32 protein-coding genes and 1 pseudogene are annotated in these 23,410 nt (G+C 65.3%); 25 read left to right on the top strand and 8 right to left on the bottom strand.

All coding sequences use genetic code 11. From position 1 onward, the window contains the following. The first annotated feature begins 107 nt into the window (after positions 1-107). Genes ASE67_RS01700 through ASE67_RS01690 form a run of 3 tightly spaced genes read left to right on the top strand, consistent with a single transcriptional unit; the run spans position 108 to position 1,803 of the window. The gene (locus tag ASE67_RS01700; RefSeq protein ID WP_055756220.1) at positions 108-380 is read left to right on the top strand and encodes an acyl carrier protein; all 273 of its coding nucleotides are present in this window, start codon (positions 108-110) and stop codon (positions 378-380) included. Continuing rightward, a complete protein-coding gene (locus ASE67_RS01695) occupies positions 377-1,045 on the top strand; it encodes a hypothetical protein (RefSeq protein WP_055756218.1) in 669 nt (222 codons plus the stop codon). Before ASE67_RS01700 ends, ASE67_RS01695 begins: the two co-directional genes overlap by 4 nt. Beyond that, positions 1,030-1,803, top strand: a complete 774-nt coding sequence (locus ASE67_RS01690) for a hydrolase 1, exosortase A system-associated (protein ID WP_055756893.1) — start codon at positions 1,030-1,032, stop codon at positions 1,801-1,803. The genes ASE67_RS01695 and ASE67_RS01690 overlap by 16 nt, the downstream gene beginning before the upstream one ends. On the opposite strand, the gene metH is transcribed toward ASE67_RS01690, so the two are convergent. The 4 genes from metH to ASE67_RS01670 form a co-directional block, all read right to left on the bottom strand. Beyond that, positions 1,790-4,480, bottom strand: a complete 2,691-nt coding sequence (gene metH / locus ASE67_RS01685) for a methionine synthase (protein WP_055756216.1) — start codon at positions 4,478-4,480, stop codon at positions 1,790-1,792. The genes ASE67_RS01690 and metH overlap by 14 nt on opposite strands. A 176-nt stretch (positions 4,481-4,656) precedes the next feature. Continuing rightward, positions 4,657-5,706: a homocysteine S-methyltransferase family protein gene (locus tag ASE67_RS01680; protein ID WP_055756211.1), complete on the bottom strand. Its 1,050-nt coding sequence runs from the start codon at positions 5,704-5,706 to the stop codon at positions 4,657-4,659. Between the two features lie 12 nt (positions 5,707-5,718). Beyond that, a complete protein-coding gene (metF, locus tag ASE67_RS01675; protein WP_055756209.1) occupies positions 5,719-6,660 on the bottom strand; it encodes a methylenetetrahydrofolate reductase [NAD(P)H] in 942 nt (313 codons plus the stop codon). Then, on the bottom strand, positions 6,657-7,610 hold the full coding sequence (locus tag ASE67_RS01670; protein WP_055756207.1) for an ArsR/SmtB family transcription factor: 954 nt from the start codon (positions 7,608-7,610) through the stop codon (positions 6,657-6,659). The genes metF and ASE67_RS01670 overlap by 4 nt, the downstream gene beginning before the upstream one ends. A 129-nt stretch (positions 7,611-7,739) precedes the next feature. Between ASE67_RS01670 and ASE67_RS01665 the strand changes: the two genes are divergently transcribed. The 3 genes from ASE67_RS01665 to ASE67_RS01655 all read left to right on the top strand — a co-directional run bounded on the left by ASE67_RS01665 (position 7,740) and on the right by ASE67_RS01655 (position 9,290). After that, complete coding sequence (locus ASE67_RS01665) at positions 7,740-8,081, top strand: hypothetical protein (RefSeq protein ID WP_082456884.1); 342 nt, start codon at positions 7,740-7,742, stop codon at positions 8,079-8,081. 73 nt (positions 8,082-8,154) lie between these two features. Next, complete coding sequence (locus ASE67_RS01660; RefSeq protein ID WP_055756205.1) at positions 8,155-8,337, top strand: hypothetical protein; 183 nt, start codon at positions 8,155-8,157, stop codon at positions 8,335-8,337. After that, on the top strand, positions 8,334-9,290 hold the full coding sequence (locus ASE67_RS01655; RefSeq protein ID WP_055756203.1) for an aldo/keto reductase: 957 nt from the start codon (positions 8,334-8,336) through the stop codon (positions 9,288-9,290). The genes ASE67_RS01660 and ASE67_RS01655 overlap by 4 nt, the downstream gene beginning before the upstream one ends. Before the next feature lie 34 nt (positions 9,291-9,324). On the opposite strand, the gene trxB is transcribed toward ASE67_RS01655, so the two are convergent. Then, on the bottom strand, positions 9,325-10,296 hold the full coding sequence (gene trxB, locus ASE67_RS01650) for a thioredoxin-disulfide reductase (protein ID WP_235511743.1): 972 nt from the start codon (positions 10,294-10,296) through the stop codon (positions 9,325-9,327). A gap of 412 nt (positions 10,297-10,708) precedes the next feature. Here trxB and ASE67_RS01645 point away from each other — a divergent pair, with 412 nt between their 5' ends. The 6 genes and pseudogenes from ASE67_RS01645 to ASE67_RS01625 all read left to right on the top strand — a co-directional run bounded on the left by ASE67_RS01645 (position 10,709) and on the right by ASE67_RS01625 (position 13,443). Next, positions 10,709-11,368, top strand: coding sequence for a helix-turn-helix domain-containing protein (locus tag ASE67_RS01645; protein ID WP_055756200.1), 660 nt, complete (start codon positions 10,709-10,711; stop codon positions 11,366-11,368). A 274-nt stretch (positions 11,369-11,642) separates the two neighbouring features. After that, a pseudogene (locus ASE67_RS18820) lies at positions 11,643-11,984 on the top strand (response regulator transcription factor); the annotation flags it as partial. A 156-nt stretch (positions 11,985-12,140) separates the two neighbouring features. Further along, a complete protein-coding gene (locus tag ASE67_RS18500) occupies positions 12,141-12,299 on the top strand; it encodes a hypothetical protein (RefSeq protein WP_235511742.1) in 159 nt (52 codons plus the stop codon). Between the two features lie 20 nt (positions 12,300-12,319). After that, positions 12,320-12,667, top strand: coding sequence for a hypothetical protein (locus ASE67_RS01635; protein WP_156348454.1), 348 nt, complete (start codon positions 12,320-12,322; stop codon positions 12,665-12,667). A gap of 99 nt (positions 12,668-12,766) precedes the next feature. Then, a complete protein-coding gene (locus tag ASE67_RS01630) occupies positions 12,767-13,126 on the top strand; it encodes a hypothetical protein (protein ID WP_055756194.1) in 360 nt (119 codons plus the stop codon). After that, positions 13,126-13,443: a hypothetical protein gene (locus tag ASE67_RS01625; RefSeq protein WP_055756192.1), complete on the top strand. Its 318-nt coding sequence runs from the start codon at positions 13,126-13,128 to the stop codon at positions 13,441-13,443. The genes ASE67_RS01630 and ASE67_RS01625 overlap by 1 nt, the downstream gene beginning before the upstream one ends. Positions 13,444-13,471: 28 nt before the next feature. Here the strand turns inward: ASE67_RS01625 and ASE67_RS01620 are convergent, their stop codons facing one another. Continuing rightward, positions 13,472-13,726 carry a hypothetical protein gene (locus tag ASE67_RS01620; protein WP_055756190.1) on the bottom strand — a complete coding sequence of 85 codons (255 nt, stop codon included), beginning with the start codon at positions 13,724-13,726 and terminating at the stop codon, positions 13,472-13,474. A gap of 189 nt (positions 13,727-13,915) precedes the next feature. On the opposite strand from ASE67_RS01620, the gene ASE67_RS01615 reads away from it, so the two are divergent. Beyond that, complete coding sequence (locus ASE67_RS01615; RefSeq protein ID WP_156348453.1) at positions 13,916-14,173, top strand: hypothetical protein; 258 nt, start codon at positions 13,916-13,918, stop codon at positions 14,171-14,173. Positions 14,174-14,205: 32 nt separating this feature from the next. Further along, the gene (locus tag ASE67_RS01610) at positions 14,206-14,478 is read left to right on the top strand and encodes a hypothetical protein (protein ID WP_055756187.1); all 273 of its coding nucleotides are present in this window, start codon (positions 14,206-14,208) and stop codon (positions 14,476-14,478) included. Between the two features lie 97 nt (positions 14,479-14,575). Here ASE67_RS01610 and ASE67_RS01605 read toward each other — a convergent pair whose 3' ends face one another. Together ASE67_RS01605 and ASE67_RS01600 are read right to left on the bottom strand one after the other, a co-directional pair. Beyond that, entirely contained in the window at positions 14,576-15,622 is a 1,047-nt protein-coding gene (locus ASE67_RS01605) for a phage portal protein (protein WP_055756185.1), read from the bottom strand. Further along, positions 15,619-17,442 (bottom strand): terminase large subunit domain-containing protein, encoded by a 1,824-nt coding sequence (locus ASE67_RS01600; RefSeq protein WP_055756183.1) that lies wholly within the window; start codon positions 17,440-17,442, stop codon positions 15,619-15,621. Before ASE67_RS01600 ends, ASE67_RS01605 begins: the two co-directional genes overlap by 4 nt. A gap of 159 nt (positions 17,443-17,601) precedes the next feature. On the opposite strand from ASE67_RS01600, the gene ASE67_RS01595 reads away from it, so the two are divergent. From ASE67_RS01595 to ASE67_RS01545, 11 genes are all read left to right on the top strand, one after another. Further along, on the top strand, positions 17,602-18,429 hold the full coding sequence (locus tag ASE67_RS01595) for a GPO family capsid scaffolding protein (RefSeq protein ID WP_055756181.1): 828 nt from the start codon (positions 17,602-17,604) through the stop codon (positions 18,427-18,429). A gap of 42 nt (positions 18,430-18,471) precedes the next feature. Beyond that, positions 18,472-19,536, top strand: a complete 1,065-nt coding sequence (locus ASE67_RS01590; RefSeq protein ID WP_055756180.1) for a phage major capsid protein, P2 family — start codon at positions 18,472-18,474, stop codon at positions 19,534-19,536. 44 nt (positions 19,537-19,580) lie between these two features. After that, positions 19,581-20,351: a phage terminase small subunit gene (gene gpM / locus ASE67_RS01585; RefSeq protein ID WP_055756178.1), complete on the top strand. Its 771-nt coding sequence runs from the start codon at positions 19,581-19,583 to the stop codon at positions 20,349-20,351. 171 nt (positions 20,352-20,522) lie between these two features. Next, the gene (locus tag ASE67_RS01580) at positions 20,523-20,741 is read left to right on the top strand and encodes a hypothetical protein (RefSeq protein ID WP_055756176.1); all 219 of its coding nucleotides are present in this window, start codon (positions 20,523-20,525) and stop codon (positions 20,739-20,741) included. Continuing rightward, positions 20,738-21,241, top strand: a complete 504-nt coding sequence (locus tag ASE67_RS01575) for a head completion/stabilization protein (RefSeq protein ID WP_055756174.1) — start codon at positions 20,738-20,740, stop codon at positions 21,239-21,241. Before ASE67_RS01580 ends, ASE67_RS01575 begins: the two co-directional genes overlap by 4 nt. Then, positions 21,241-21,456, top strand: a complete 216-nt coding sequence (locus ASE67_RS01570; protein ID WP_055756892.1) for a tail protein X — start codon at positions 21,241-21,243, stop codon at positions 21,454-21,456. The genes ASE67_RS01575 and ASE67_RS01570 overlap by 1 nt, the downstream gene beginning before the upstream one ends. A gap of 1 nt (position 21,457) precedes the next feature. After that, the gene (locus tag ASE67_RS01565) at positions 21,458-21,793 is read left to right on the top strand and encodes a hypothetical protein (RefSeq protein WP_055756172.1); all 336 of its coding nucleotides are present in this window, start codon (positions 21,458-21,460) and stop codon (positions 21,791-21,793) included. Further along, positions 21,790-22,296, top strand: coding sequence for a glycoside hydrolase family protein (locus ASE67_RS01560; RefSeq protein ID WP_235511741.1), 507 nt, complete (start codon positions 21,790-21,792; stop codon positions 22,294-22,296). The genes ASE67_RS01565 and ASE67_RS01560 overlap by 4 nt, the downstream gene beginning before the upstream one ends. Then, positions 22,293-22,802: a hypothetical protein gene (locus ASE67_RS01555; protein WP_055756170.1), complete on the top strand. Its 510-nt coding sequence runs from the start codon at positions 22,293-22,295 to the stop codon at positions 22,800-22,802. The genes ASE67_RS01560 and ASE67_RS01555 overlap by 4 nt, the downstream gene beginning before the upstream one ends. After that, the gene (locus ASE67_RS01550) at positions 22,762-23,025 is read left to right on the top strand and encodes a hypothetical protein (protein WP_055756169.1); all 264 of its coding nucleotides are present in this window, start codon (positions 22,762-22,764) and stop codon (positions 23,023-23,025) included. The genes ASE67_RS01555 and ASE67_RS01550 overlap by 41 nt, the downstream gene beginning before the upstream one ends. Then, positions 23,022-23,375: a spike base protein, RCAP_Rcc01079 family gene (locus ASE67_RS01545; RefSeq protein WP_235511740.1), complete on the top strand. Its 354-nt coding sequence runs from the start codon at positions 23,022-23,024 to the stop codon at positions 23,373-23,375. Before ASE67_RS01550 ends, ASE67_RS01545 begins: the two co-directional genes overlap by 4 nt. Positions 23,376-23,410 lie beyond the last annotated feature (35 nt).

Raw genomic sequence — 23,410 nt, 5'->3', positions numbered from 1 at the left:
CCCCGGAAAGCACCACCAGCGTCCAGCAAGCCCGCCCCCGGACACACCCCGCTTGGCAGCACCCCCAACACCTCCTAAACCGCCCAGGTAACAGGGGGAGTGTACGGGTGATCCAGACGGGTACGGGTTCGATCGAGGAAACGGTGCGCGGGGTATTGCGCGACGTGCTCGGCCTGTCGGACGAACGCGCGGCGGCGTTCGCGGATGCCACGCCGCTGTTCGGTGCGCTGCCCGAACTCGATTCGATGGCGGTGGCCGGCGTCCTGACCGAATTGGAGGATCGCCTCGGCATCCTGATCGAGGATGACGATATCGACGGCGACACGCTGGAGAGTTTCGGCTCGCTGGTCGCCTTCGCCCGCGCCAAGGTTCCCGCTTGATCGACCGCTACGACTGGCCCGGCGGGCAGGAGGCGCTGTGGCGCTTCGGTCCCGCCGACGCGCCGGTCGTCATGCTGCTGCTGCCCCCGTTCGAGGAGGCGAACCGCACCCGAACCTTCGCGGTCGGGCTGCTCCGGGCGCTGGCGACGCGCGGGATCGCGTCGATCCTGCCCGACCTGCCCGGACAGGGGGAAAGCCTGCTTCCGACCGAGGCCGCAAACCTTGCCGACTGGCGCGCCGCCGTCACCGCGCTGGTCGCGGCAAGCGACCGTCCGGTGATCGGCGCTGCGATCCGCGCCGGGGCGTTGTTCGACACCGACGCCGACCTCGCCGGGCGCTGGCACCTCAGCCCCCAGCCGGGTGCCGCGCTGGTCCGTGAACTCGGCCGCATCGCTCGCCCGACAGGCATCGATCGCACCGCGCCGGTGGTGGAGATCGCCGGCAACCGCATCGCCACCGCGCTACTTGACGAACTCGACGCCGCGACGCCCTGCGACGCCCATCCGCGCCGCATCGTCCGCCTCGGCACCGATCCGGAGGATGCCGACCTGCGCATCGATGCCGCGCCGCTGTGGCGCCGCGCCGAGCCGGGCGACGATCCCGCGCTCGCCGAACAGCTTGCCGACGACCTCTTCGCATGGAGCCGCGCATGCGTCGGCTGGTGACCTTTCCCTGCCTGGGCGAGACGCTGGCGGGCACGCTGGACGACGCGGCCGGCACCACCGGCCTGCTGATCGTGTCGGGCGGCAACGAATTGCGCATCGGCGCGCATCGCGGGCAGGCGCTGCTCGCCACCGCGATCGCCGCCGCCGGCTATCCGGTGTTGCGGTTCGATCGACGCGGGATCGGCGATTCGACCGGCGTGAACGAAGGCTTCCGCGCGAGTGGCCCCGACATTGCCGCCGCGGCCGCAACCTTGCGCGAACACACCGGCGTCACGCGGATCGTGACGTTCGGCAATTGCGACGCCGCGACCGCGCTGGCGCTGTTCCATGGCGATGCCGGTATCGACCGCCTCGTCCTCGCAAACCCCTGGATCGTCGAGCCTTCCGGCGACCTGCCCCCCCCGGCGGCGATCCGCGCGACCTATGCCGCGCGGCTGTCCTCACCCGCCCAATGGCGGCGGCTGCTGACCGGAGGCGTCAACTTCCGCCGCCTGGCGCAAGGATTGGCAGTACTGGCAAAGCGTCGCCCGGCCCAGACCGAACTCGTCCGCACCTTCACCACCGCCCTGTCTTCAGGAACGCCCACCGACATCCTGCTCGCAACCGGCGACCACACGGCGGTGGCATTCCTCGATGCGTGGCACCTTCGCCACCTTACCGCCCTGCACCACCGCGACAGCGACAGCCACAGCTTCGCCCGCCCCGGCGACGCCGACTGGCTCCGCGACCGACTGCTCGACGTCCTCAGTCGAGATTAGGGCGCAGCCACCGCTCCGCCTGCTCAAGGCTCACGCCCCGCCGCGTCGCATAGTCCTCCAGCTGGTCGCGCCCGACCCGCGCCACCCCGAAATAGGCGCTGTCGGGGTGCCCGAAATAGAAACCCGACACAGCGGCGGTCGGCAGCATGGCGAAGCTGTCGGTCAGCGTGATCCCGGTAGCTTCCGTAGCACCCAGCATGTCGAACAGGATCGGCTTCTGACTATGGTCGGGACACGCCGGATAGCCCGGCGCGGGACGGATGCCGCGATACTGTTCGCGGATCATCGCCTCGTTCGTCAGTTGCTCGTCCGGCGCATAGCCCCACAGGTCGGTACGGACATGAAAGTGCAACCGCTCGGCAAATGCCTCCGCCAGACGATCCGCCAGCGCCTTTAGCAGAATGTCCTGATAGTCATCATTCTCGGCCTTGAACCGCGCGATATGCGGGTCGATGCCGTGGATGCCGACTGCAAAGCCGCCCATCCAGTCCCCCGCCGGATCGATGAAATCGGCCAGACACATATTCGCCCGCCCCTCGCGCTTTTTCACCTGCTGCCGCAGGAACGGCATCCGGATCGCATGGGTGGCATGCGTCGTCTGCATCGGCGTGGCAAAGTCGTGCGGCACCCCCGACAGCGGCGAAACCCGCCCGGCCTCCATCGCCGGTTCCAGCTGCTCGGCGGGTACGTCGAGGATCACGTCGTCCCCGTCGCGCCGGCAATGCCACAGCGCCGCAACCCCGCGCGCCGTCAGCCATTTCTCGTCGATGATCCGATCCAGCATCTCCTGCGCATCGGCGTACAGCGACGTCGCGCTCTCGCCCACCACCTCGTCGGTCAGAATCGCGGGGAAGTTGCCGGCCAATTCCCATGCGCGAAAGAACGGCGTCCAGTCGATGTAGTCGCGCAGGTCGGCCAGGTCCCAGTCGTCGAACACATGCCGCCCCGGCCTGGCCGGAGCCGCCGGCTTCTGGGCGAAATCGATGACAGCCGCATTGGCCCGTGCCTCGGCTATCGGCGCAAGGTCGCTCTGCCCCTTGCCGGCGCGCGCGATGCGCACCGCCTCGTAATCGGCGGCGACCTGCGCGACATAGGCGTCGCGGCCGGTGTCGCTGACCAGCGTCGTCGCGACACCCACCGCACGGGATGCGTCGAGGACGTGGACGATCGGCCCGTCATAGGCCGGCGAGATGCGCAGCGCGGTATGCACCTTAGACGTGGTGGCACCGCCGATCAGCAGCGGCATGGTCATGCCCGCGCGCTTCATCTCCTCGGCCACCGTCACCATCTCGTCCAGCGACGGGGTGATGAGACCCGACAGGCCGATCATGTCGGCGTCATTCTCGTTCGCAGCTTCGAGGATCTTCGTCCACGGCACCATCACGCCCAGGTCAACGACGTCGAAGCCGTTGCACTGCAGCACCACGCCGACGATGTTCTTGCCGATGTCATGCACGTCGCCCTTCACGGTCGCCATGATGATCTTGCCCTTGCCCTTGGCACCCGGCTCCTTGGCCGCCTCGATGAAGGGCAGCAGGTGGGCGACGGCCTTCTTCATCACCCGCGCGGACTTGACGACCTGCGGCAGAAACATCTTGCCCGACCCAAACAGATCGCCAACGACATTCATCCCGTCCATCAACGGCCCTTCGATGACCTCGATCGGCCGGGCGAATTGCTGGCGGCATTCCTCGGTATCGTCGACGACATGCGCGTCGATGCCCTTGACCAGCGCATATTCCAGCCGCTTGACGACCGGCAGCGAGCGCCATTCCGCCGCCGCCTTTTCGGCGACCGCATCGGTACCCTTGTACTTCTCCGCCAGCGCGATCAGTCGGTCGGTCGCGCCAGGATCGCGGTTGAGGATGACGTCCTCGCAGGCGGTGCGCAGCTCCGCATCGATCGTGTCGTACACGTCAAGCTGCCCGGCATTGACGATCCCCATGTCCATCCCCGCCGGAATGGCGTGATAGAGGAAGATCGAATGCATCGCGCGCCGCACCGGCTCATTCCCGCGAAAGCTGAACGACAGGTTCGATAGTCCACCCGAGATATGGCAATGCGGACAGCGCGCCTTGATCTCGCGGCAGGCCTCGATGAAGTCGACGCCGTAGTTATTATGCTCCTCGATCCCCGTCGCCACCGCGAAGATGTTGGGGTCGAAGATGATGTCCTCGGGCGGAAAGCCGATGCCGGTGAGCAGCTTGTACGCGCGCTCGCAAATCTCGACCTTGCGTAACTGCGTGTCGGCCTGCCCCACCTCGTCGAATGCCATGACGACGACCGCCGCGCCGTAGTTCATGCAGATGCGGGCATGGTGGAGGAACTGCTCCTCGCCCTCCTTCATGCTGATCGAGTTCACGATCGGCTTGCCTGACACGCATTTCAGCCCCGCCTCGATCACGTCCCATTTGGAACTGTCGACCATCACCGGGATGCGGGCGATGTCCGGTTCGGCCTGGATCAGCTTCAGGAACGTCGTCATCGCGTGATGCGCGTCGAGCAGCCCCTCGTCCATGTTGACGTCGAGGACCTGCGCCCCGCTCTCGACCTGTTGCAGCGCGACCTCGACCGCGGCGGCATAGTCGCCCGCCATCACCAGCTTCTTGAAGCGGGCGGAGCCAGTCACGTTGGTGCGTTCGCCGATATTGACGAAATTGGTCGAGGCGTTGGTCATATTCTCTCTCGATCCTTCCCGGCACGGAAAGGGGGACCGCCGCCGACAGGCGGTGGTGGAGGGGGGTCTCCACGGACGAGACGGTAGCGACGGCGGAGACCCCCCTCCACCATCCTGCGAATGGTCCCCCTCCCAGTGGCCGGGGAAGATCTGCTGCCCCCTCCCGGCGGCGGCCCTTACGCCGCCATCGTGAACGGTTCCAGCCCGGCGAGGCGCGTCTGCACCGGCACGTTGGGTACCTTGCGCGGTGCGACGCCGCGCACGCGTTCGGCCATCGCCTTGATATGCGCCGGCGTCGATCCGCAGCAGCCGCCCAGCACATTCACCTGCCCGTGATCGGCCCAGTCACCGACCAGCGCCGCCGTCGTCGCCGGTGCCTCGTCATAGGCACCCAGTTCGTTGGGCAGGCCGGCATTGGGATAGACCATGATAAGCGTGTCGCAGATTTCGCTCAGCGTCTTCACATGCGGGCGCAGCTGCTCCGCGCCGAACGAGCAGTTCAGCCCGATCGTCACCGGCTTCGCATGGCGGATCGCGTGCCAGAATGCCTCGACGGTATGACCCGACAGGTTGCGGCCCGACAGGTCGGTCAGCGTCATCGACAGCATGATCGGCAGGTCCCGGCCCAGCGCCTGCCCCGCTTCGATCGCCGCCAGCACCCCGGCCTTCGCGTTCAGCGTGTCGAACACCGTCTCGATCAGCACGAAATCGATGCCGCCCACGACCAGCGCGTCGATCTGTTCGCGGTACACGCCCTTCAGATAGTCGAAATCGATCTCGCGATAGCCAGGATCGTTGACGTCCGGGCTGAGCGAGAGCGTCTTGTTGGTCGGCCCGATCGCGCCGGCCACGAAGCGCGGGCGACCATCGCGCGCGGCATAATCGTCGGCCAGACGGCGGGCGATCTTCGCGCTCTCGATATTGATGTCCGCAACCAGCGCCTCCGCGCCATAATCGGCCTGGCTGATGAGGTTTGCGCTGAACGTATTGGTCGATACGATATCCGACCCGGCGTCGAGATAGGCGCGGGTGATCGTCTCCGGCACCTCCGGCTTGGTGATCGCCAGGATATCGTTATTGCCCTTCTGGTCATGACCCAGCGTCAGCGCGCCGGCATAATCGGCCTCGGACAATTTCCAGTTCTGGATTTCGGTGCCGAACGCACCATCGGTGATGAGGACGCGCTGGGCGGCTTCGGCGTTAAGCCGTTCGCGGGCATTGGTCATGGCAGTTTCCCCTCAGGCCGCCGCGGCGACCGGCGTCGCCTTCGGCCGCAGCCCCAGCAGGTGGCAGATGGCGTAGGACAGTTCGGCGCGGTTGAGCGTGTAGAAATGAAAGTCGCGCACGCCGCCGGCATACAACTTGCGGCACATTTCCGCCGCAACGGTCGCGGCGACCAGCGCGCGGGCACCGGGATGGTCATCCAGCCCTTCGAACAGGCGGTCCATCCACGCCGGGATCGATGCGCCGCACATATCCGCGAACTTGCGCACCTGCGCCACGTTCGACACCGGCAGGATACCCGGTACGAGGTCGGCATTGATGCCGGCCGCCGCCGCCGCGTCGCGGAAGCGGAAAAAGGCTTCGGGCGTAAAGAAGAACTGCGTGATCGCCCGGGTCGCCCCCGCATCGATCTTGCGCTTCAGATTATCGAGGTCCGCGGCCTTATGCTCCGAATCCGGGTGACATTCGGGATAGGCAGCGACCGAAATCTCGAACGGATGCAGCTTCTGCAGCCCCGCAACCAGCGCGGCGGCATTTTCATAGCCGTCGGGATGCGCGACGAACTTCTGCCCCATGGTCGGCGGATCGCCGCGCAGCGCTACGATGTGACGCACCCCGGCGGCCCAATATTTCTGCGCAACCTGATCGATCTCGGCGCGGCTCGCCTCGACACAGGTCAGATGTGCAGCAGCGGGCATCGACGTATCACGCGCGATGCGCGCGACGGTCGCATGGGTCCGCTCGCGCGTCGATCCACCGGCGCCATAGGTGACACTGACGAACTTCGGCGCCAGCGGTTCGAGCGCACGCACGGTGTCCCACAGCGCCGCTTCCATCTTCTCGGTTTTGGGCGGAAAGAATTCGAAGCTGACCGCGCAGTCCCCCGCCAGATCGGCGAACAACGGCGCGTCGAGTGCGCGGCGCGCCTCTTCGAGATCGGAAATCGTAGGAGTCATGCCGCCTTCACCTCTTGTACGTCATAGGCGCGCCGCGCCATCCACAGCTTCACGGTCAGCTCGCCGCCACCCAGCGTCTCGATCGACACCGGCGACAATCCGGTCTCCGCGAACCAGCGCCGCATCTGCTCATCGGAAAAGCCCAGCCGCGCATGGGCATCGCGCACCCGCAATTCCTCACGCTCGTGCGGCGCGAAATCGCAGATCAACAGCCGCCCGCCGGGCCGCAGCACCCGCGCCGCCTCCGCAATGGCGGCGCCTGGATGCTGTACGAAATGCAGGACGTGGTGCAGCACCGCCGTGTCCGCTGCACCATCGCCCAGCGGCAGCGCCTGGATATCGGCCTGCCGCAGCTCGGCATGGTCCAGCCCGCGCTCAGTCAGCTTGGCGCGGGCAAGCCGCAGCATTTCCGACGACCGGTCGATCCCGATCGCCTGATCCGATTGTGGCGCGAACAGCTCCAGCATCCGCCCGGTGCCCGTGCCGATATCGACCAGCATCCCGATCCGCTCGCTGCCCAGCGCTGCGAGCATCGCCCGTTCGACCTGTTCCTCGGCGACGTGCAGCGATCGGATCGCGTCCCATTCGCCGGCATGCGCCTCGAACCACGCGGCGGCGGCGGTGGCCCGGTCAGCCCGCACCTCGGCCAGTCGCGCGCTATCTGCGTCGCGCCATGGATCGTCGGCAGCCACCCACGCGTCGAGCGCTGCCAGCAACGGTCCCACGATCGCGGCCTGCCCCAGAGCAACGAAAACCCAGCTGCCCTCCTTGCGCCGGATCGTCAGCCCGGCATCGCACAGGATTTTGATATGCCGACTGACGCGCGGCTGGCTTTGTTCCAGCACCTGCGCCAGTTCACCGACCGACAATTCCATCGACCGCAACAGCCACAGCACCCGCAAGCGGGTCGCGTCGCTGGCCGCGCGCAATATGTCGAGAGCCGGTGTCATGCTGCATGATATAAAGAAATCTTTATATCAGGTCAATCAACGATAAGCTGCGTCGGACATGGCGCCTTTGATGCAACCGCAATGGTGATGGCGCGTTGTGCGCCCGATCATAACGGAAGGGAAACCGCCATGAAGAAGCTCATTCTGCTGCCGCTCGCCGCCGCCGCATTCTCCATCGGTGCCTGCAGCCAGAAGGCGCAGAACGAAACCGGTGAGGCGGCCGATGCCGTTGCAGCCGACGTCAATGCCACGATGGGCGAAGCCGTCAGCGACGTGAAGACCGCCGGCGACCGTGCGTTCGGTGCCGCCGAGAACGCCGCCGACCGTGCAGGCGACAAGATCGAAAACGCTACCGACCGCGCCGGTGCCGCGATCGATCGCGGCGCGGCCAAGGTCGATGCGGCCACCGACAACGCCCAGCGCGAAACCGGTGAAGCACTCGAAAATGCCGGTCGCGACCTGAAGCGCTGATCGCATTCGGTTACGGAAAGGAGGCCGCGTCCCGATGCAACGGGGCGCGGCCTTTTTCGTTGGGAGACTATCGATGCGCCCTGCCCTTGTCCTGATCGCGCTATTCCTTGCCGGATGCAGCGGCTCCGACGACCGATCCGCGCCGGGCGGCGTGACGCAGGGTGAGGCGGCGGCGCTGAACGATGCCGCCGCGATGCTCGACAACGCCGCGCTTGATGCGAATGCCATTGCCCCCGATCCGAAGGACCGTCCATGACCGATATCCCCCACCGCACGCTGGGCGCGACCGATCTCGCAACGCCGCCGATGATCCTTGGCGGCAACGTATTCGGCTGGACTGTCGATCGCGACGCCAGCTTTCGCATTCTCGACGCCTTCGTCGATGCCGGGGGGACAATGATCGATACCGCCGACGTCTATTCGGCATGGGTTGACGGGCATCACGGCGGCGAATCGGAAACGATCATCGGCGAATGGCTGCGTCAATCGGGCAAGCGCGACCAGGTGCTGATCGCGACGAAGGTCGGGATGCTTCCCGCCGATGGTGGCGAGAAACTTGCCCCGGCGCGCATCGCGGCTGCGGCGGATGCATCGTTGCGCCGGCTCGGCACCGATCGGATCGATCTCTATTACGCGCATCAGGATGACGAGGACACGCCGCAGGCGGACTATCTCGCAGCGTTCGGCCAGTTGATCGACGCGGGCAAGGTCCGGGTGCTGGGCGCCTCCAACTTCCGCGCGATGCGACTGAAATCCGCACTTGATCTGGCAACGGCCGAGGGGCTGCCCCGCTTCCACGTGCTGCAGCCCGAATATAATTTGGTGAGCCGGCACAAATATGAAGGCGAACTGCAGAATCTCTGCGTCGAACATAATATCGGCGTTGCGCCCTATTATGGGCTCGCCTCAGGCTTCCTGACCGGGAAATACCGCTCGGAGGCCGACCTTCAGAAGAGCGTGCGGGGCGGCAATGTGGAGAAGCTGCTGGCCGGCAAAGGCGCGGCCGTGCTGGCCGCCATGGATGCCGTTGCCGCCGAAACCGGCGCCACGTTGGCCCAGATCGCGCTGGCATGGCTGGCGGCGCAGGAGGGCGTGACCGCCCCGATCGCCAGCGCCACCAGTGTGGAGCAGCTGGAGGAGCTGGTTGGCGCATGGCGGCTGGCACTTACCACCGAACAGCTCGCCCGCCTCGCCGACGCGGGCGCCTAATGCGCAGGGCCGGGCTTCGTGCCCGGCCCTCGCCTCACTCGGCGGCTTCGGCTACGCCCTCGAATTCCGCGGCCTGGAGAAAGCGTTCCGCGTCCAGCGCCGCCATGCAGCCGGTGCCGGCTGCGGTCACCGCCTGGCGATATACCTTGTCCATCACGTCACCGCACGCAAACACGCCCGGAACGCTGGTCCGGGTCGATCCGGTCTCGACCGCGATATAACCGTCGTCGTCGAGCGCGAGGTGCCCCCGGAACAGTTCGGTCGCCGGGTGATGGCCGATCGCCACGAAGCCGCCGTCGACTTCCAGCATCGATAGTTCGCCAGTCACCGTGTCCTTCAGCTCGATCGCGACCAGCCCGTGCGGTTCGCCGCCGCCGACGAAGCGTTCGACCTGCTTGTTCCACAGCACGCTGATCTTGTCGCTGGCGAACAGCCGCTGCTGCAGGATGCGTTCGGCGCGGAAGCTGTCGCGGCGATGGATGATCGTCACGTCGTCGCTGTGGTTGGTCAGGTACAGCGCCTCTTCGACCGCGGTATTGCCGCCGCCGATCACCGCGACCTTCTTGCCACGATAGAAGAAGCCGTCGCACGTCGCGCAGGCCGACACGCCTTTGCCCTTCAGCAATTCCTCGCTGTCGAGCCCCAGCCAGCGCGCCTGCGCCCCGGTAGCGATCACCAGCACCTCACCCTCGTACACATCGCCGCTGTCGCCGGTCAGGCGGAATGGGCGCTGCGATACGTCGACATCGACGACCGTGTCCCACATCATCCGCGTGCCGACATGCTCGGCCTGCGCCTGCATCTCGCCCATCAGCCACGGCCCCTGTACGACGTCGCGGAAGCCCGGATAGTTTTCGACATCGGTCGTGGTCATCAACTGGCCGCCAGGCTGGATGCCCTGCACCACGATCGGCTCCATGCCCGCGCGTGCGCCATAGATGGCGGCGGAAAGGCCCGCCGGTCCCGAACCGAGGACGAGCATGCGGGTGTGGTGCGTAACAGCCATGAGATCAGATTCCGTTCGAAGCGAGCGGCACGTCTATGCCGGTAGCGGGGTCGAACGCAACATGGGGACACTCCGCTAGCGCACAAGCCGCGCGCTGATCGCACGGGAAAACCCGCCGTGCAGGACGTCATCGCAGGGTGAGGGAACGAAGCAAAAATCGCGATTTCCGCTCAGGTCGGCAACGCTCCGATGGCGGCGACCGAGGGCACGAATGCCGTGGCGGGTGGTAGCGAAGGAGGGATTTGAACCCCCGACCCCAGGATTATGATTCCGCTACATGACATTGTAAAAGCTGGCGTTTTCCCCATACCGGGGGAATATCCGCGTGCAAATATCAAATACTTACGGGGCCGCTGCAAACCGCTGCAACGCGCACCGGAGGGGCAATCCCGTGCGTCGGGGCAGCAAGGAAATGGGCACCTTCGAGCATACCTTCTGGGTCACGCCTGGGAAGGGTGAGACGGATCGGATCATGCACGCGACGAGGAAGGCGCTCGATGCTGCGAGGGGGCTACGGCGCCGAGCGCGCGCAGGTGAAATCGCACTGACAGCGTCCGAGCGATTGCTCACCAGTCTCACCGCTGGTGCCGTGCGCGTCATGCAAGAGATTTTGGACTTGGCGCGCCTGAATGGCGGGCGTGTGTATCCGTCCTACGACAGGATCGCGGAAAAGACCAATCTGGCCAGAAGGACTGTGTCGCGGGCGATCTCGATCCTAGAGGGTCTGGGCCTGATTCAGAAGCAGCGCCGCTTCACGATGCAGCCAGCAGACGACGACGCTAAGCGATACCGCCAGACCTCGAACGCTTACCGGCCGACGCTTCCCCAGATCGTCAGTCGCTATCTCCCCAAATTTCTCCGTCCGACGCCTGTCCCGGCAGACGCGGCATTCCTCGTCGAAGAGCATGCTCGGATCACCGCGGAGATGCTCGCATCCACCAGCTGCGAGCAGCGCGTCGACTTCCTGTTCGAAAGCGCTTCACCAATGGCCGAGGCCTTCCGACGCATGGCCGCACTTGTCGACAGTCGCGAGTGCCAAAATGGCTCTGAACCGCTACCGCAGATCATCTGATACCTTCGGTAATTGAAAGGCATCGCTACGCGATACGCTGATTTGATTGTCCCCTCCCCTTCATACGGTACGCCCACCCGCATACGACGCGCCCTCGGCGACTGTCGGCCGGTGCGGCTTGCGCCGCCCCGATGGCTTAGCGACGGGGACGAGCACGACCTGTGCCATTCGAATTGCTGCCGTTCCGCGCGCGGACGGGCTGGCTGCGTCGATCTGCGTCGCAAGCGCTCGCCAAAATCGCGGCGTTCTAACGCTGTTTTCCCCTCAGGAACCAATGGCGCGGTGCATGCGTCAAAAGCGCCACGAAAAGAGCGCGGGCGAGGCGGGGGGAATAGCGCGCAAATCGGGTCGGCAAAACTCGCCATCCTCTAAGTTCGCGCAATTTGCGGACCAGTCTGCGAGGCGTTGGTTTGGTCCGATATGGCGGTATGACACCGATGTGCCCGAATCAGATGCCTTGTCCCGTCTCACACCGCGCGAGCGCCGGTGCCTTGAGCTTGTCGCCCTGCATTTCGATACGGGTCAGATCGCCACGGAGCTCGGTATCTCGACCGCTACCGTTAATGGCTACCTGGCGGACGCTCGTCAGAAGCTAGGGGCACGGAACCGGAAAGAAGCCGCTAGGATGCTCCGTTCCGCTGGCGCTTCCAGTCGGGAAGCTACCCCCACCGAAGTGACCGGTAAAATTGATGGGGTTGAGGACGAAGCGACCGCCGAGGCAACCACCGTGCCGCAGTTAGAACCGGCAGCACCGGGGGCTAGGATCTCCCGAATGCTGTATCTCGAGCGAGCGATCGCGCCGTCCAAATTGGGGCTCGGACATCGCCTGCTCGTGATCATCGGCTTGGTCGTGGCGCTATGCGCTGCGCTCGCAATGTCGGTTGTCGCTGCCGTAGGACTCGTGGCCATCTTCACGAACCTGCGCCCATAACCAAGCTAGGGGGTTTCGCGATGGTTAAGCCGCTCCATCCGGTAATTACAGAAATTACGCGGGGACTTCTCACTGCGGAACAGTCCGCCGATGATGCCATTGTTTCCGCCGCCACCATGGTTCAGACGCTGGTAGCCGATCGTCGTCAGCTGCAGCTGAAATTCGGGATTATCCAGGCACCGCTCAACGACGCGGTCAAAGCGATGATGCTCACGGTCGAAGCGCGTGCCCACCTAGGGCGGTGTCACAAGCGGATGCACGAGATCGGTGTCGAGCATGACTTCTTCACCCCCACATCGCACGGCGATATCTTCCCGACGACCGGCGATCCTGAACCGATCAAGCAATCGCTTTCGCTGGTTGCCTGACGTCGTTCCATCAGCGTGAATGCCTACCTCTACCTAGCGTCTCTGCTGACTGTCTCCGTCTGGAGCTTTCGTCGGGGCGGTGCGCCGGAGCGCTTGGCTATGGCGGCAATCGTAGTTGCCGTTTTCGCGACGGCCGCGGTTGCGTCCCACCGCATCTTCGGCAGTCGAGAGGTGGGCGTTTTCGCAGTCGATACCATCCTCACTCTTGTCGTTATCGCGCTGGCATTGCTGGCGGAGAGGTTTTGGCTCCTATGGCTAGCTGCGATCCTGATCGTCAGCTTACTGCTGCAATTGGCAATCTGGTACGCGCCGCTCTATTATCGGGACGTCTATCTGATCCTGCATGCCATGAGCGCGTATCCAACGCTTATTCTTATCTTGATCGGCACGCTGCGCCATCGACACCGGCTAACGAAGGCGGGCCACGACCCATCTTGGTCCAAAAGAAGGCTACCGTGATGGCCTATCGCGCGCGCGCTATCCTTTCGTTTCGGGCAAAAGTCGCCGGCCTGGCATTCGCTCCAATGACGGACCCAATTCAGGATGCGCTCCTTCAGCTCTACATCGCCGAAGAAGAAGAAACAGAAATAGCCGTATCCGCGATTGGCCCTTTAATACGCGTGGCGCAAACGACTTGGCTCCGACATATGGCTTTGATGGAGGAGGCAGGGCTGGTAATTCGGACAAACGATCCGAACGACAAGCGCCGCTGCTGGCTTACCTTGTCTCGGGAATGCAAGGCGCGGCTGGACGAGTTCTTATCGGATTTCTGGTGATGCCACGTTCGACATAATATCAGATCGATCAGTACGCATTATAATCGATCTCGGCATGATCGAGCGCGGCCAGCGCCTCGCCATCGGCCTGCGCCTTCTCGAAATGGGCGCGGACATCGTCGGCGGTACCGCACCGGGGAAATGCGCGGTCGCGCCGTGCCTGGTCAGCGATCGCGTCAACCCAGTCGCCGCGATCCCGCTGCATCAACAGCCACTCGGCAAAATCCGGGCGGCGCTCTCCGTAACGATCGATCTCCATGCCACCGCTCCAGCGCGAGTCCATGGAAGGGATATAGATGTTCTCTTCTTGTTCCGCAATCGGCGATGCGTCGGCTTGGGCCCCGCCCCGCTCGGCACATTAATCATGAATGCGGGTTGCGGCCTCATCCTTTTGGACTAGGCTGCACCTATGCCCAGCAGAATCGGTAGGTTCGATAGGGACTTAGGCTGCTGCGCTGAACGGAGAGCCACCATGAAGAAGCTGTTGAAGCTCAGCGCGATCGCTGTCGCCGCACTGTCGGCCAGCGCGCCTGCCATGGCCGAAGCCGATAGTGGCGATTGCGTCACATACTCTGTCCGGGTGTGCATCACGTACGACACCTACGGCTACTCGACTCTGAAAGACTGCCGCCTAAACGAATACGCGCGGTGCATGGCCGGTGAGCCGCCGGTCGACGAGTACGCGTACAAAGCAGAGGCAATCACGGCAGATCGCATTCTCGCAGCCTGATCCTGAACAGCTAAGACAGAAGGATTAAGACGATGAAGAAACTCGTGACGATGGGTGCCGGCATGATGCTCGCACTCGCAACGGCCGCCGTGCCGATTGCTCCCGCGATCGCCCAAGAGGAAGGCGATCTCATGTACGAACGGTACTATTACGACGACGCCGACATGACGATCCAAGTCGGATACGAGCGCGACACCTGCAACCGCTACGGCGTCGGCGGTGGTCGCACGGAAGGTCGCTATGGCCCTTACGTCTACGCAAACCCTATCGCCCGCTGCGTCAACGGGCAGCTGCAACCTTACTGATCAAAGGGTGGCGCCGGCTCAACTGGCGCCACCCATCGCGACAAGCGACCCGCTATAGCCATTATAATGAACGGCAGATCGGCCGACGAAGTGTTCCTCATGCCGCGTCGGCATATTCCTCGAACATGACCGCCGGAATGCCCAGACGGTCGTTCAGACTGAGGAACACACGCTTTAGCGGCCTAATTTCGTTGTGTTCGAACATCCGCACCGCGTCGACCGGATTGCCGAACGCGGATCCTTGCGCCGGCACGATGCCGAGCAGCTGCGGCGGCACGCGGTGCGAGGCCATCACGTCGGCGGCCGAGGCGGACTTGATGCCGAGGAATTCGTCTTTAGCCGCGGCTTCCGCAATCGGGATGATCCGGATCGACTGTTCCTTGCCGTTCGGGGCATGAACGAACATGCTGCGGAAGTTACCCGGTCCCTTGGCCGCCTTCATCGCCTCCTTCAGCTTATCAGTATCGGCGACGTCGATGTCGCCGGTCGCATACATGATGTAGCCGGCATGCGCCCCGTTTAGGTAGTAGCGCCGGCGGAAAAGGGTCGCGGCTTCGTTCAGCAATGCTGCCTGCAGCGCTGACATGTACTCGGGTACGCCGTACAGCTCTTGGTTGACGTCCGGCTGCATCAACTGGATCACGCTTCCACGATCGAATTCCTGCTCCTGCGTCGATCCGGGAACATAGAACCACCGCCCCGCTTCCAAGCCCCGCCGCGTATACTTTGCCGGCGTATAGTCGAGCCGCATCGTGGTGCCGGCGATGTTGCGGACCTTCACCGCGAAACAGTCACCGAACACCAGATAATCCTGCACCAGCTTGGCGAAGGTGTCGCTGGATAGCCATTGCGTCGGCCGGAAGGAGCCGAGCAGCTGGTTTCGCTTGAAGATGATCGCCGACGAATGATGCGGCGACACCCGGAACGCCCGTGCGAGGCCCTGCCGCGACACCGGCGGTTCGTACCAGCGGTTGTTGTGCGGGCATTCCAGCATGTCGAGCAGCAGCGATCGGTCGAGCACCGGCTCGGGATCGCCGAAGCTGAACGCCTCGATCGCGGTGCTGCGGTCGTTCGCCGACACGATCGCGCCGACAGACGCGGCGCGGGCGGCACGCGCGCTCATCCGCTGGGTGCGCTTGCTCATTCGATGATCTCCATGGAGCCCTTGGGCTTTTCCTTGCCGTCGAGCGGCTCGTTGATGAGAATGTGCATCGCCGCCCAGGCGATATCGGCATGGCCATCCTGCCCGCCCCGCCCGGCCTTGAACGTGATGTTCCGGCCGCTGGTCGTGATCGTCTTCTTGATCGAGATGAACGAGGAGACGACGTCCATGTACAGGCTGTCGAACGCCAGGCGCCCACGGCGCACGATATTCTGCGCCTTCATGACCATCGCGGCCTTCACTTCGAGCGAATATTCGATCTTGGTCACGCCGCCGATGCCGCTGTCGGGTTTCGCCAGCAACTGATGCACGCCGGCGCCGACGCCGGTTGCGTCGATGCCGAGATACGTCACGGTGTAGCGCGACAGCACCGCCTTGATGAATTCGGCCTGCTGCTCGAAGTCGAGGCCGCGCAGCTGATGCCGTTCGAGGATCCGGAACTTGCCGCCGGCCGACGTCGGCGGCGCCATGATGACCAGCGCGGCATTATCACCATCCTCGCTGTTCTGCGGATCATAGCCCGCCCACACCGCACGGTTGCCATACGGTCGCGCCAACTCCGGATCAAAGTCGGTCCATTCGACCAGGCTGTCGCAGCCGAGCGCGACGAGGTCGTTGAACCGGAACGCCGACAGGCTGTCGTCGACGAACACGCACCCGAACAGGTTGGCGAACTCGTCCTCGGCATATTCGTCCTGCAGCTCGTCGAGGTCGACCAGGTCGAACCCCTTCTCGATCGCGTCATGGACGGTGACGATCTGCCGCCAGACCGCATCCTCGCACAGCCGGCCGTCCTTCAGCGCGGCATGGCTGACATCGATCTCGATCCGGTCGGCCTTGGCCTTGCGCCGGTTACGGCGCTCGCCGGTCCAGTAGGGATAGGCAAGGTGCGCGACGGTCGACGGCGTCGAGAAATACGTTTTCCGCCAGTGCTTGTGCGTCGCCATGCCGGACGCGACTTTGTTCAGCTCCTCGAACCCGTGGACCCAGAAGAATTCATCAAAATAGAAATTCCCGCTGCGGCCCTGCGCGGTGCGAAAATTGGTGCCGAGGAAGTGCAGCTCCGCCGCCGCCTCACCCTCGGGGCGTAGCGCGCTGGTGATGAGCATCGGGTCGCCCTTCAGGTCGACCCCCACCAATTTTGCGAAACCGACGATGTAATTGCGGAATTGGTGCGCCTGCGCCTTGCTGGCGCTGAGGAAGATTTGGTTGCGCCCGCTCTCGATCGCGTCGATCAGCGCCTCGAACGCGAAATAGTAGGTCGCGCCGATCTGGCGCGACTTCAGGATCATGCGGGTGCGGCGCGACAGGTTCGCCCACCACGTTTCCTGATAGCCGAACAGCTGATCGAGGAAGATCGCCTTCAGCTCGGCCGCCTGCTCGGCGGTGAAGTGGTTGGACTTCGCCTTTTCCTTGCGCGGACCGGAATTGCGGTTCGCAACCCGCTCGTTGAGGTCGCCTTCGTGACCGCCGGGCTCCTCGTACCGGCGGACCTTCGCCAGCGCCGCGACCTGACGCCCAAGCAGGTCGATTTCCTTGAAATCGCCGGGCGTCTTCTTGTCCTTGGCGATGAGCATCATCCAGCGCGCTTCGAGGCAGTCCTCCAGGCGCCGGATGCTGGGCACATCGTCCCATTTGCCGCGATCCTTCCACGACTGGACGGTGGTCCGCGCCACCTCCAGCTCATCCGCGATCTGGCTGACCTCCCACCCGCGCCAATACAGGCTGCGCGCGGCCCGCCGCCGGTCCTCGACCGGCAGCGTCAGCGGATTGCGCAAGAAAGGTGCGGAGGCAGGTTCCATCGGCCGCGACCCTAGCCACGTCCCACCCCCGCCCCGGAGCCACCGGCAATGGTAGAGACGCACTCTACCATTGCGCTCGCTTGAGATGCGGCCCGCCTTCCGCCCCTGTGATGCTTCCATTCAGCCGGCACCGCCCCGGCATCATCGCAGGACGCCGCCATGGGCAAGAAAAGCCAGTTCTTCCGCGCTTTCGTCGAAGGCAACACGATCAGCGACGGCCGCACCATCACCGCAGAGATGATCGATGAGGCCGTCGAGACCTTCAATCTCGACAGCTACACGCCGCGCATCAACATCGAGCACCTCACCGGCTTCAGCCCGGAGCCTCCCTTCAACGGCTATGGTTCGATCTTCGCCGTGAAGGCGCAGGACGACACGATCAAGATCGCCGGCAAGGATGAGAAGCGCCGCGCGCTGTATCTCCAGGTCGACGCCAACGACCAGCTGGTCGAACTGTCCGCGCGCGACCAGAAGCCGTTCCCCTCGGTCGAACTGACCCCCAGCTACGCCGGCAGCGGCAAGGTCGGCCTGATCGGTCTCGCCTTCACCGACACCCCCGCCAGCATCGGCACCCAATCGCTGAAATTCTCCCGCACCGCACCCGGGTCGATCTTCGCCGCTGGCACCGAGGCGCTCGCGATCGAATTCGAGGCCGACCAGGTCGACGCCAAGAGCATCACCGCCAGCGTCAAGGAGGGCGTGATGGCCGCCTTCTCGGCAGTCTTCGCGAGCCGCAAGGAAGAGCCGAAGCCGCCGGTGCAGGAACCGGTGAAGACGCCCGCGAACGACAACGACTTTTCGGCCATCGCGGCGGCCGTCGGTGACGCGGTCGCCGGCAAGCTGCAGCCGTTGATCGACAGCGTTGCCGGCGCCGACGCTCGCTTCAAGGCGATCGAAGACCAGCTCGCCACCACCGAGGCGCCGGACAATTTCAGCCGCTCGCCCGCGACCGGCGGCGACACCCCCGGCGTCGTGACCGACTGCTGATCTGCCCCCGCCCCCTGCCGCCACTTCCACCCGGAGACGTTCATGTCCCTTCGTAAATTCGCCCGCGTTGCACTCACCGCTTATGTCAGCCAGGTCGCGCTGCTGAACGGCATCGAAGCCAGCGAGGTCGGCTCGACCCGCTTCGCGATCGAACCGACCATTTCGCAGAAGCTCATCACCAAGCTGCAGGAATCGAGCGACTTCCTGTCGCGGATCAACGTGGTCGAGGTGCCCGAGCAGGAAGGCGAGAAGATCGGCCTTTCGATCACCACGCCGGTATCCAGCACGACCGACACCAGCGGCGACGGCGAGCGTAAGACGGTCGACCCGACCGGCACCGAAAGCCACAAGTATCGCTGCGAGAAGGTCAACCACGACACCCACCTGTCGTACGCGAAGATCGACGCTTGGGCGAAGTTCAAGGACTTCCAGACCCGCATCCGCGACCTGATCCTGAAGTCGCAGGCCCGCGACCGGATCATGATCGGGTGGCACGGCACGGCCCACGCCGCGACGTCGAACAAGGCGAACAACCCGCTGCTGCAGGACGTGAACTACGGGTGGCTGCACCACATCCGCACCAAGGCGCCCGCCCGCGTCATGGACGATGGCGAGCTGACCAGCGGCGCGACCAAGGCGATCTATGTCGGCGAGGGCGAGATCGGCAAGGCTGTCGACTTCGTGAACCTGGACGCGCTGGTCTATGACGCGATCAGCAATCTCGATCCGTGGGCGCAGGACGATACCGACCTGGTCGTCATCATCGGCCGCGACCTGCTGAACGACAAATATTTCCCGATCATCAACGCCGCCGGCGACAAGGCGACCGAGCAGGAATCGCGCGACCGCATCCTGCGCTCGGAAAAGCAGATCGGCGGCCTGCCGGCGGTGCGCGTGCCCGCCTTCCCGGCCGGCACCATCCTCATCACCCGCCTCGATAACCTGTCGATCTATCAGCAGGAAAACACCCGCCGCCGCCAGTTTGTCGAGGTCGCCAAGCGCGACCGCTTCGAAAACTACGAGAGCTGGAACGAGGCGTATGTGGTCGAGGACTACGGCTACACCTCGCTGGTCGAGAACATCGTCATGGGCAGCAAGCCGGCCTGACGCCGCACCGCCCCGCATGACACGTCACCCATAGGATCAGCGCAATGAGCCTCGCTCGCCGTCACCGGGAACGCATCCTGGCCGAACAATCGGCGCTCGCATCCATGGGCGACGTCAACGCCGCCACCGGTTCGCCGGTGGCGGCCCCCCTTCCCGTCGATCGCGCGGTCGCGACCGCCGCCGCGCAAATCGGTGCCCGCCTGCGTCACGACCTGCAGCGGCTGAAGGAAATTAAGTCGATCGATCGCAAGATCGCTGCGAAGCGCGAGATGCTGCCCGAATATGCCGACTGGGTCGCCGGTCTGCTGTCGGGCGCGCAAGCGGCCGGCGCCGGCGTGTCGGGCGACGTGCTGCCGACCGCCATGGTCTGGTCGATCGACGTCGGCGACTATGCCGCCGCAATGCCGTTGATCGAACATGTCCTCGCCCACAAGGTCGCCATGCCGCAGCGCTATGCCCGCGATGCCGCGACGCTGGTGGTCGAGGAAATCGCCGAGGCCGCGATAAAGGCGCAGGCCGCCGACAAGCCGTTCGACCTCGCCATCCTCGAACAGGTTGAGGCGCTGACGGCGCACGACGACATGCACGATGAGGTCCGCGCCAAGCTGCTGAAGGCGATCGGCTTCGAGCTGGATCGTGCCGCGCAGGCCGCATCGGGCACCGGCGCCGACGCCACCCCGCTCTTCGTCCGCTCGCTGACCGCCATGAAGGCCGCCCAGGGCCTGCACGACCGCGTCGGCGTGAAGACCACCATCAAGGCCGTCGAGAAGCGTCTCGCCGCCACCAAGCTGGAGACCGCAAATGGCGACACCTGACCTGCTCTTCCTCATCATCCTCATGCTTTTCATGTGCTGCATGGCGAACAGCCGCTGACACCAGCTCGCCCCCCGGCGTCTCGGGGGCAGGTCGCACGACGTGGGAGGGCCTTCGGGCTGTGGGCCACGCTCCTCCGGCCTCCACCCCCGAATTTATCGAAAGCCCGCCCCGTGACCCACGCCGCCCTCCTGTTTGCCCTCGCCGCCGCCCTCCTGCTCGGCGCGGTGCTGACCTTTGCCGGCGCGCTCTGGCTGGCGCAGGAACCGCGTATCGGCGGTGGCACCCGCGACCCCGAGTTCCGCCCGATCGCGCTCGCCGTCGGCGCATTTGGTCTGCTGACCTTCATCGCCGCCGCCTGCGCGATCGTCGGCATGATCGGCAGCGCATGAGCGGCTTCGGCACCATCGCCGGCGGCGAATGCCTCGGCTCGGTCATCCCCGCCCCGGTCACCGCGACCGAGGGCGAGATTGCGGCCGACTGGTATCCGGCCATCAACCTTGACCGCCTGCGGCTCGACCAGCGCATCGGCACGCGACAGGTCGTGACGCCCGAACGGCTGCGCGATGCTGTCCGCGCGGCACTGTTGTCGATCGACAATCAGCTCGGCGCGTGGGCGGCGGTGCAAACGCTCGCCGGGCATGCGAGCCTTGCCGACGTACCCGCCAAAAAGATCGACGGCATCAGCCGACTGGTCATCGCCTTCCACCGTGCCGTCGGCGCGCTGACCAAGGTCGAGCTGATCGAGCGGCATCGCGACCTCGACACCACCGCTGGCGGTGACCGCGACGCGGGCGCGCTCGATCCGACCATAGGCGAACTGCACCGCGACGCGGTCCACGCGATCCGCGACATCCTCGGCCGCACCCGCACTGACGTCGAGCTGCTGTGATGGCCGACACCGCCACCGCGCGCCAGGGCGATACTCTCGACCAGCTCCTGCACCGCGACCGGGGCCTGGGTCCAGAGGCGATCGACACCGTCCTGTCCGCCAATCCCGGCCTAGCTGCGCTGGGACCGGTCCTTCCCGCCGGCACCGCGATCCTGATCCCCGACGCCGCCGCGACGGCTCCGGCCACCCGCCCCCTCCTCCAATTGTGGGACTGACATGAGCAAACTGCTCACCATCATCGACACGATGCTCGCCTTGCTGGCGGGCCTGCTACCCGGCGCGATGGGCGCGGCGGTCAGCCTCGCCTATGAGAAGGGACTGACCTGGTCGGATCGCTTCCTGCAATTCACCATCGGCACCATCGTCTCGTACTTCGCGCGCGGCGTGATCGTCGCACTGTTCGACCTGCATACCTTTGTGGTCGACGGCATCGTCTTCACCGCCGGGATGATCGCCTTCCGCGCCACACCCCGCTTCGCCAGCGCCGTCATCGACGCGCTGGTGTCGTTGCCCGCGCTGGTTCGCGACCGCTTCTTCGGAGGCAGCAAGTGACGACCTATTCGATGCACAAGCTCGTGGCCGAGCTGACCCGCGACGAAGGGCTGCGGCTGAAGACCTATCGCTGCACGGCGGCCAGGCTGACCGTCGGTATTGGTCGCAATCTGGACGACGTCGGTATCAGTGGCAGCGAGGCCCGGCTCTTCGGATGCGATACGCCCGCCCAGGCGCTCGCCCATGTGAAGCGGCACGGCGTCACGAAGCTGCAGGCGGAATCGCTCTTCGCCAATGACATCGTCGGCTGCGAGCGCCAATTGGACCGTCGCCTGTCCTGGTGGCGCGGGCTGGATGACGTCCGGCAGCGCGTGCTGCTCAATATGTGCTTCAATCTAGGCATCGCACGTCTGCTCGGCTTCAAGAGCACGCTGCGCATGATCGAGCGTCGTGAATATGAGGACGCCGCCGCCGGCATGCTCGCGTCGCTGTGGGCGCGACAGGTCGGCGCGCGCGCACTGCGCCTGTCGACGATGATGCGAACCGGAAAGGACGCGCGATGATCGCCGCCGCCCTCGCCAAGATCGTCGGCAACCGCCAATGGCTGACCCTGATCGCGCTCGGCGCCGCCGCTGCCTTCCTGTACGTTCAGTGGTCGCGGGTGACCGGCGAGCGCGACCGCGCGCTGCAATGGTCGGAGATTGCCTGCGCCGCCGCCGGCAGCACCTATGCCGCCTCGGTCGAGACGGTCGACGGCAAGCGCGTGAAAGTCGCGACCGGTCAGCGCTGCAAGGCCGCGATCGCCGACCTCGCCGCCTTCCGCACCGACAGCGACCGCATGACCGCCGACAAGCTGGCGGCGGCGATGCGCGACCGTGACGCCCGCACCCACTCCGATGCCGCCCACGCCCGCGCCGCCGCCGAGGCCGCGCGCGCTGCCACCCAGAGAATGGAAGCCGCCGATGCAAAGATCGAAGCGCAAGCCAATGGCGCGAACCGCGTCGATGGCGATTGGTTCGCTGCTCTTAATGACCTTGCCGGCCTGCGTCCGGCAGGTGCCGGTCGCTAAGTCGGTGCCAGTCGTCGTCGAGATCCGCGACACGCCGCCGGCCGAGCTGCTGCGCTGCCCGGTCGCGCCGCTCGGCTATCCGGCTGATGCCGAAGCGACGATGCCTGCCAGCGTCCGCGCCGCGACGATCCGCATGGCGACCGCGCTGCGCGATTCCCGCGACCAACTGCTGCGCCTCATTGGCTGGCACGACGCTAGCGCCTGCAAGGATGCTGCCCGATGACCACGCCCATCGAGGAACGCGCGCTCGCCGCCGAGGTCGCCTCCCGCCCGATCGGGCAGGTCACCGAGACGCCGAACCCTCTGTCGCTGCTCGGCCGCGTCAAGGCGCTGGTCGACGCGGTGCTGCCCGCCCGCACGGCGAAGGCCGTCGTACCGAGCGATGGCGTCGCGCTCGATCCGATCCCGCGCGGGATCTATGTCGGCACCGGCGGCGACGTCACGGTGCGCCCGGCCGGCTCGGCGGCGGACGTCACGTACAAGAATATGAGCGACTGCTCGTACATCGGCATCCGCGTCAGCCACGTCCGCGCGACCGGCACAACCGCCGGCAATCTGGTCGCGGAAGCCTAATGCGCGCGCGGACCTCGGGCGCTCTGGCGGGGCGC

The sequence above is a fragment of the Sphingomonas sp. Leaf23 genome, from assembly GCF_001421585.1.
GTDB lineage: Bacteria > Pseudomonadota > Alphaproteobacteria > Sphingomonadales > Sphingomonadaceae > Sphingomonas.
The sequence above is the reverse complement of the archived record's forward strand: the minus strand, read 5'-3'. Positions and strand labels throughout refer to the sequence as shown.

What these genes read in the sequence shown, in the direction of transcription:
- trxB (WP_235511743.1), bottom strand. Translation starts at nt 10,296, where the DNA reads ATGGCTGTTACGCACCACACCCGCATGCTCGTCCTCGGTTCGGGACCG.
- ASE67_RS01605 (WP_055756185.1), bottom strand. Translation starts at nt 15,622, where the DNA reads ATGAGCAAGCGCACCCAGCGGATGAGCGCGCGTGCCGCCCGCGCCGCG.
- ASE67_RS18500 (WP_235511742.1), top strand. Translation starts at nt 12,141, where the DNA reads ATGCTGTATCTCGAGCGAGCGATCGCGCCGTCCAAATTGGGGCTCGGA.
- ASE67_RS01625 (WP_055756192.1), top strand. Translation starts at nt 13,126, where the DNA reads ATGGCCTATCGCGCGCGCGCTATCCTTTCGTTTCGGGCAAAAGTCGCC.
- ASE67_RS01630 (WP_055756194.1), top strand. Translation starts at nt 12,767, where the DNA reads ATGGCGGCAATCGTAGTTGCCGTTTTCGCGACGGCCGCGGTTGCGTCC.
- ASE67_RS01565 (WP_055756172.1), top strand. Translation starts at nt 21,458, where the DNA reads ATGAGCAAACTGCTCACCATCATCGACACGATGCTCGCCTTGCTGGCG.
- ASE67_RS01665 (WP_082456884.1), top strand. Translation starts at nt 7,740, where the DNA reads ATGAAGAAGCTCATTCTGCTGCCGCTCGCCGCCGCCGCATTCTCCATC.
- ASE67_RS01545 (WP_235511740.1), top strand. Translation starts at nt 23,022, where the DNA reads ATGACCACGCCCATCGAGGAACGCGCGCTCGCCGCCGAGGTCGCCTCC.
- ASE67_RS01595 (WP_055756181.1), top strand. Translation starts at nt 17,602, where the DNA reads ATGGGCAAGAAAAGCCAGTTCTTCCGCGCTTTCGTCGAAGGCAACACG.
- ASE67_RS01575 (WP_055756174.1), top strand. Translation starts at nt 20,738, where the DNA reads ATGAGCGGCTTCGGCACCATCGCCGGCGGCGAATGCCTCGGCTCGGTC.
- ASE67_RS01615 (WP_156348453.1), top strand. Translation starts at nt 13,916, where the DNA reads ATGAAGAAGCTGTTGAAGCTCAGCGCGATCGCTGTCGCCGCACTGTCG.
- ASE67_RS01655 (WP_055756203.1), top strand. Translation starts at nt 8,334, where the DNA reads ATGACCGATATCCCCCACCGCACGCTGGGCGCGACCGATCTCGCAACG.
- ASE67_RS01550 (WP_055756169.1), top strand. Translation starts at nt 22,762, where the DNA reads ATGACCTTGCCGGCCTGCGTCCGGCAGGTGCCGGTCGCTAAGTCGGTG.
- ASE67_RS01680 (WP_055756211.1), bottom strand. Translation starts at nt 5,706, where the DNA reads ATGACCAATGCCCGCGAACGGCTTAACGCCGAAGCCGCCCAGCGCGTC.
- ASE67_RS01660 (WP_055756205.1), top strand. Translation starts at nt 8,155, where the DNA reads ATGCGCCCTGCCCTTGTCCTGATCGCGCTATTCCTTGCCGGATGCAGC.
- ASE67_RS01600 (WP_055756183.1), bottom strand. Translation starts at nt 17,442, where the DNA reads ATGGAACCTGCCTCCGCACCTTTCTTGCGCAATCCGCTGACGCTGCCG.
- ASE67_RS01570 (WP_055756892.1), top strand. Translation starts at nt 21,241, where the DNA reads ATGGCCGACACCGCCACCGCGCGCCAGGGCGATACTCTCGACCAGCTC.
- metH (WP_055756216.1), bottom strand. Translation starts at nt 4,480, where the DNA reads ATGACCAACGCCTCGACCAATTTCGTCAATATCGGCGAACGCACCAAC.
- ASE67_RS01635 (WP_156348454.1), top strand. Translation starts at nt 12,320, where the DNA reads ATGGTTAAGCCGCTCCATCCGGTAATTACAGAAATTACGCGGGGACTT.
- ASE67_RS01555 (WP_055756170.1), top strand. Translation starts at nt 22,293, where the DNA reads ATGATCGCCGCCGCCCTCGCCAAGATCGTCGGCAACCGCCAATGGCTG.
- gpM (WP_055756178.1), top strand. Translation starts at nt 19,581, where the DNA reads ATGAGCCTCGCTCGCCGTCACCGGGAACGCATCCTGGCCGAACAATCG.
- ASE67_RS01620 (WP_055756190.1), bottom strand. Translation starts at nt 13,726, where the DNA reads ATGGACTCGCGCTGGAGCGGTGGCATGGAGATCGATCGTTACGGAGAG.
- ASE67_RS01670 (WP_055756207.1), bottom strand. Translation starts at nt 7,610, where the DNA reads ATGACACCGGCTCTCGACATATTGCGCGCGGCCAGCGACGCGACCCGC.
- metF (WP_055756209.1), bottom strand. Translation starts at nt 6,660, where the DNA reads ATGACTCCTACGATTTCCGATCTCGAAGAGGCGCGCCGCGCACTCGAC.
- ASE67_RS01590 (WP_055756180.1), top strand. Translation starts at nt 18,472, where the DNA reads ATGTCCCTTCGTAAATTCGCCCGCGTTGCACTCACCGCTTATGTCAGC.
- ASE67_RS01610 (WP_055756187.1), top strand. Translation starts at nt 14,206, where the DNA reads ATGAAGAAACTCGTGACGATGGGTGCCGGCATGATGCTCGCACTCGCA.
- ASE67_RS01645 (WP_055756200.1), top strand. Translation starts at nt 10,709, where the DNA reads ATGGGCACCTTCGAGCATACCTTCTGGGTCACGCCTGGGAAGGGTGAG.
- ASE67_RS01690 (WP_055756893.1), top strand. Translation starts at nt 1,030, where the DNA reads ATGCGTCGGCTGGTGACCTTTCCCTGCCTGGGCGAGACGCTGGCGGGC.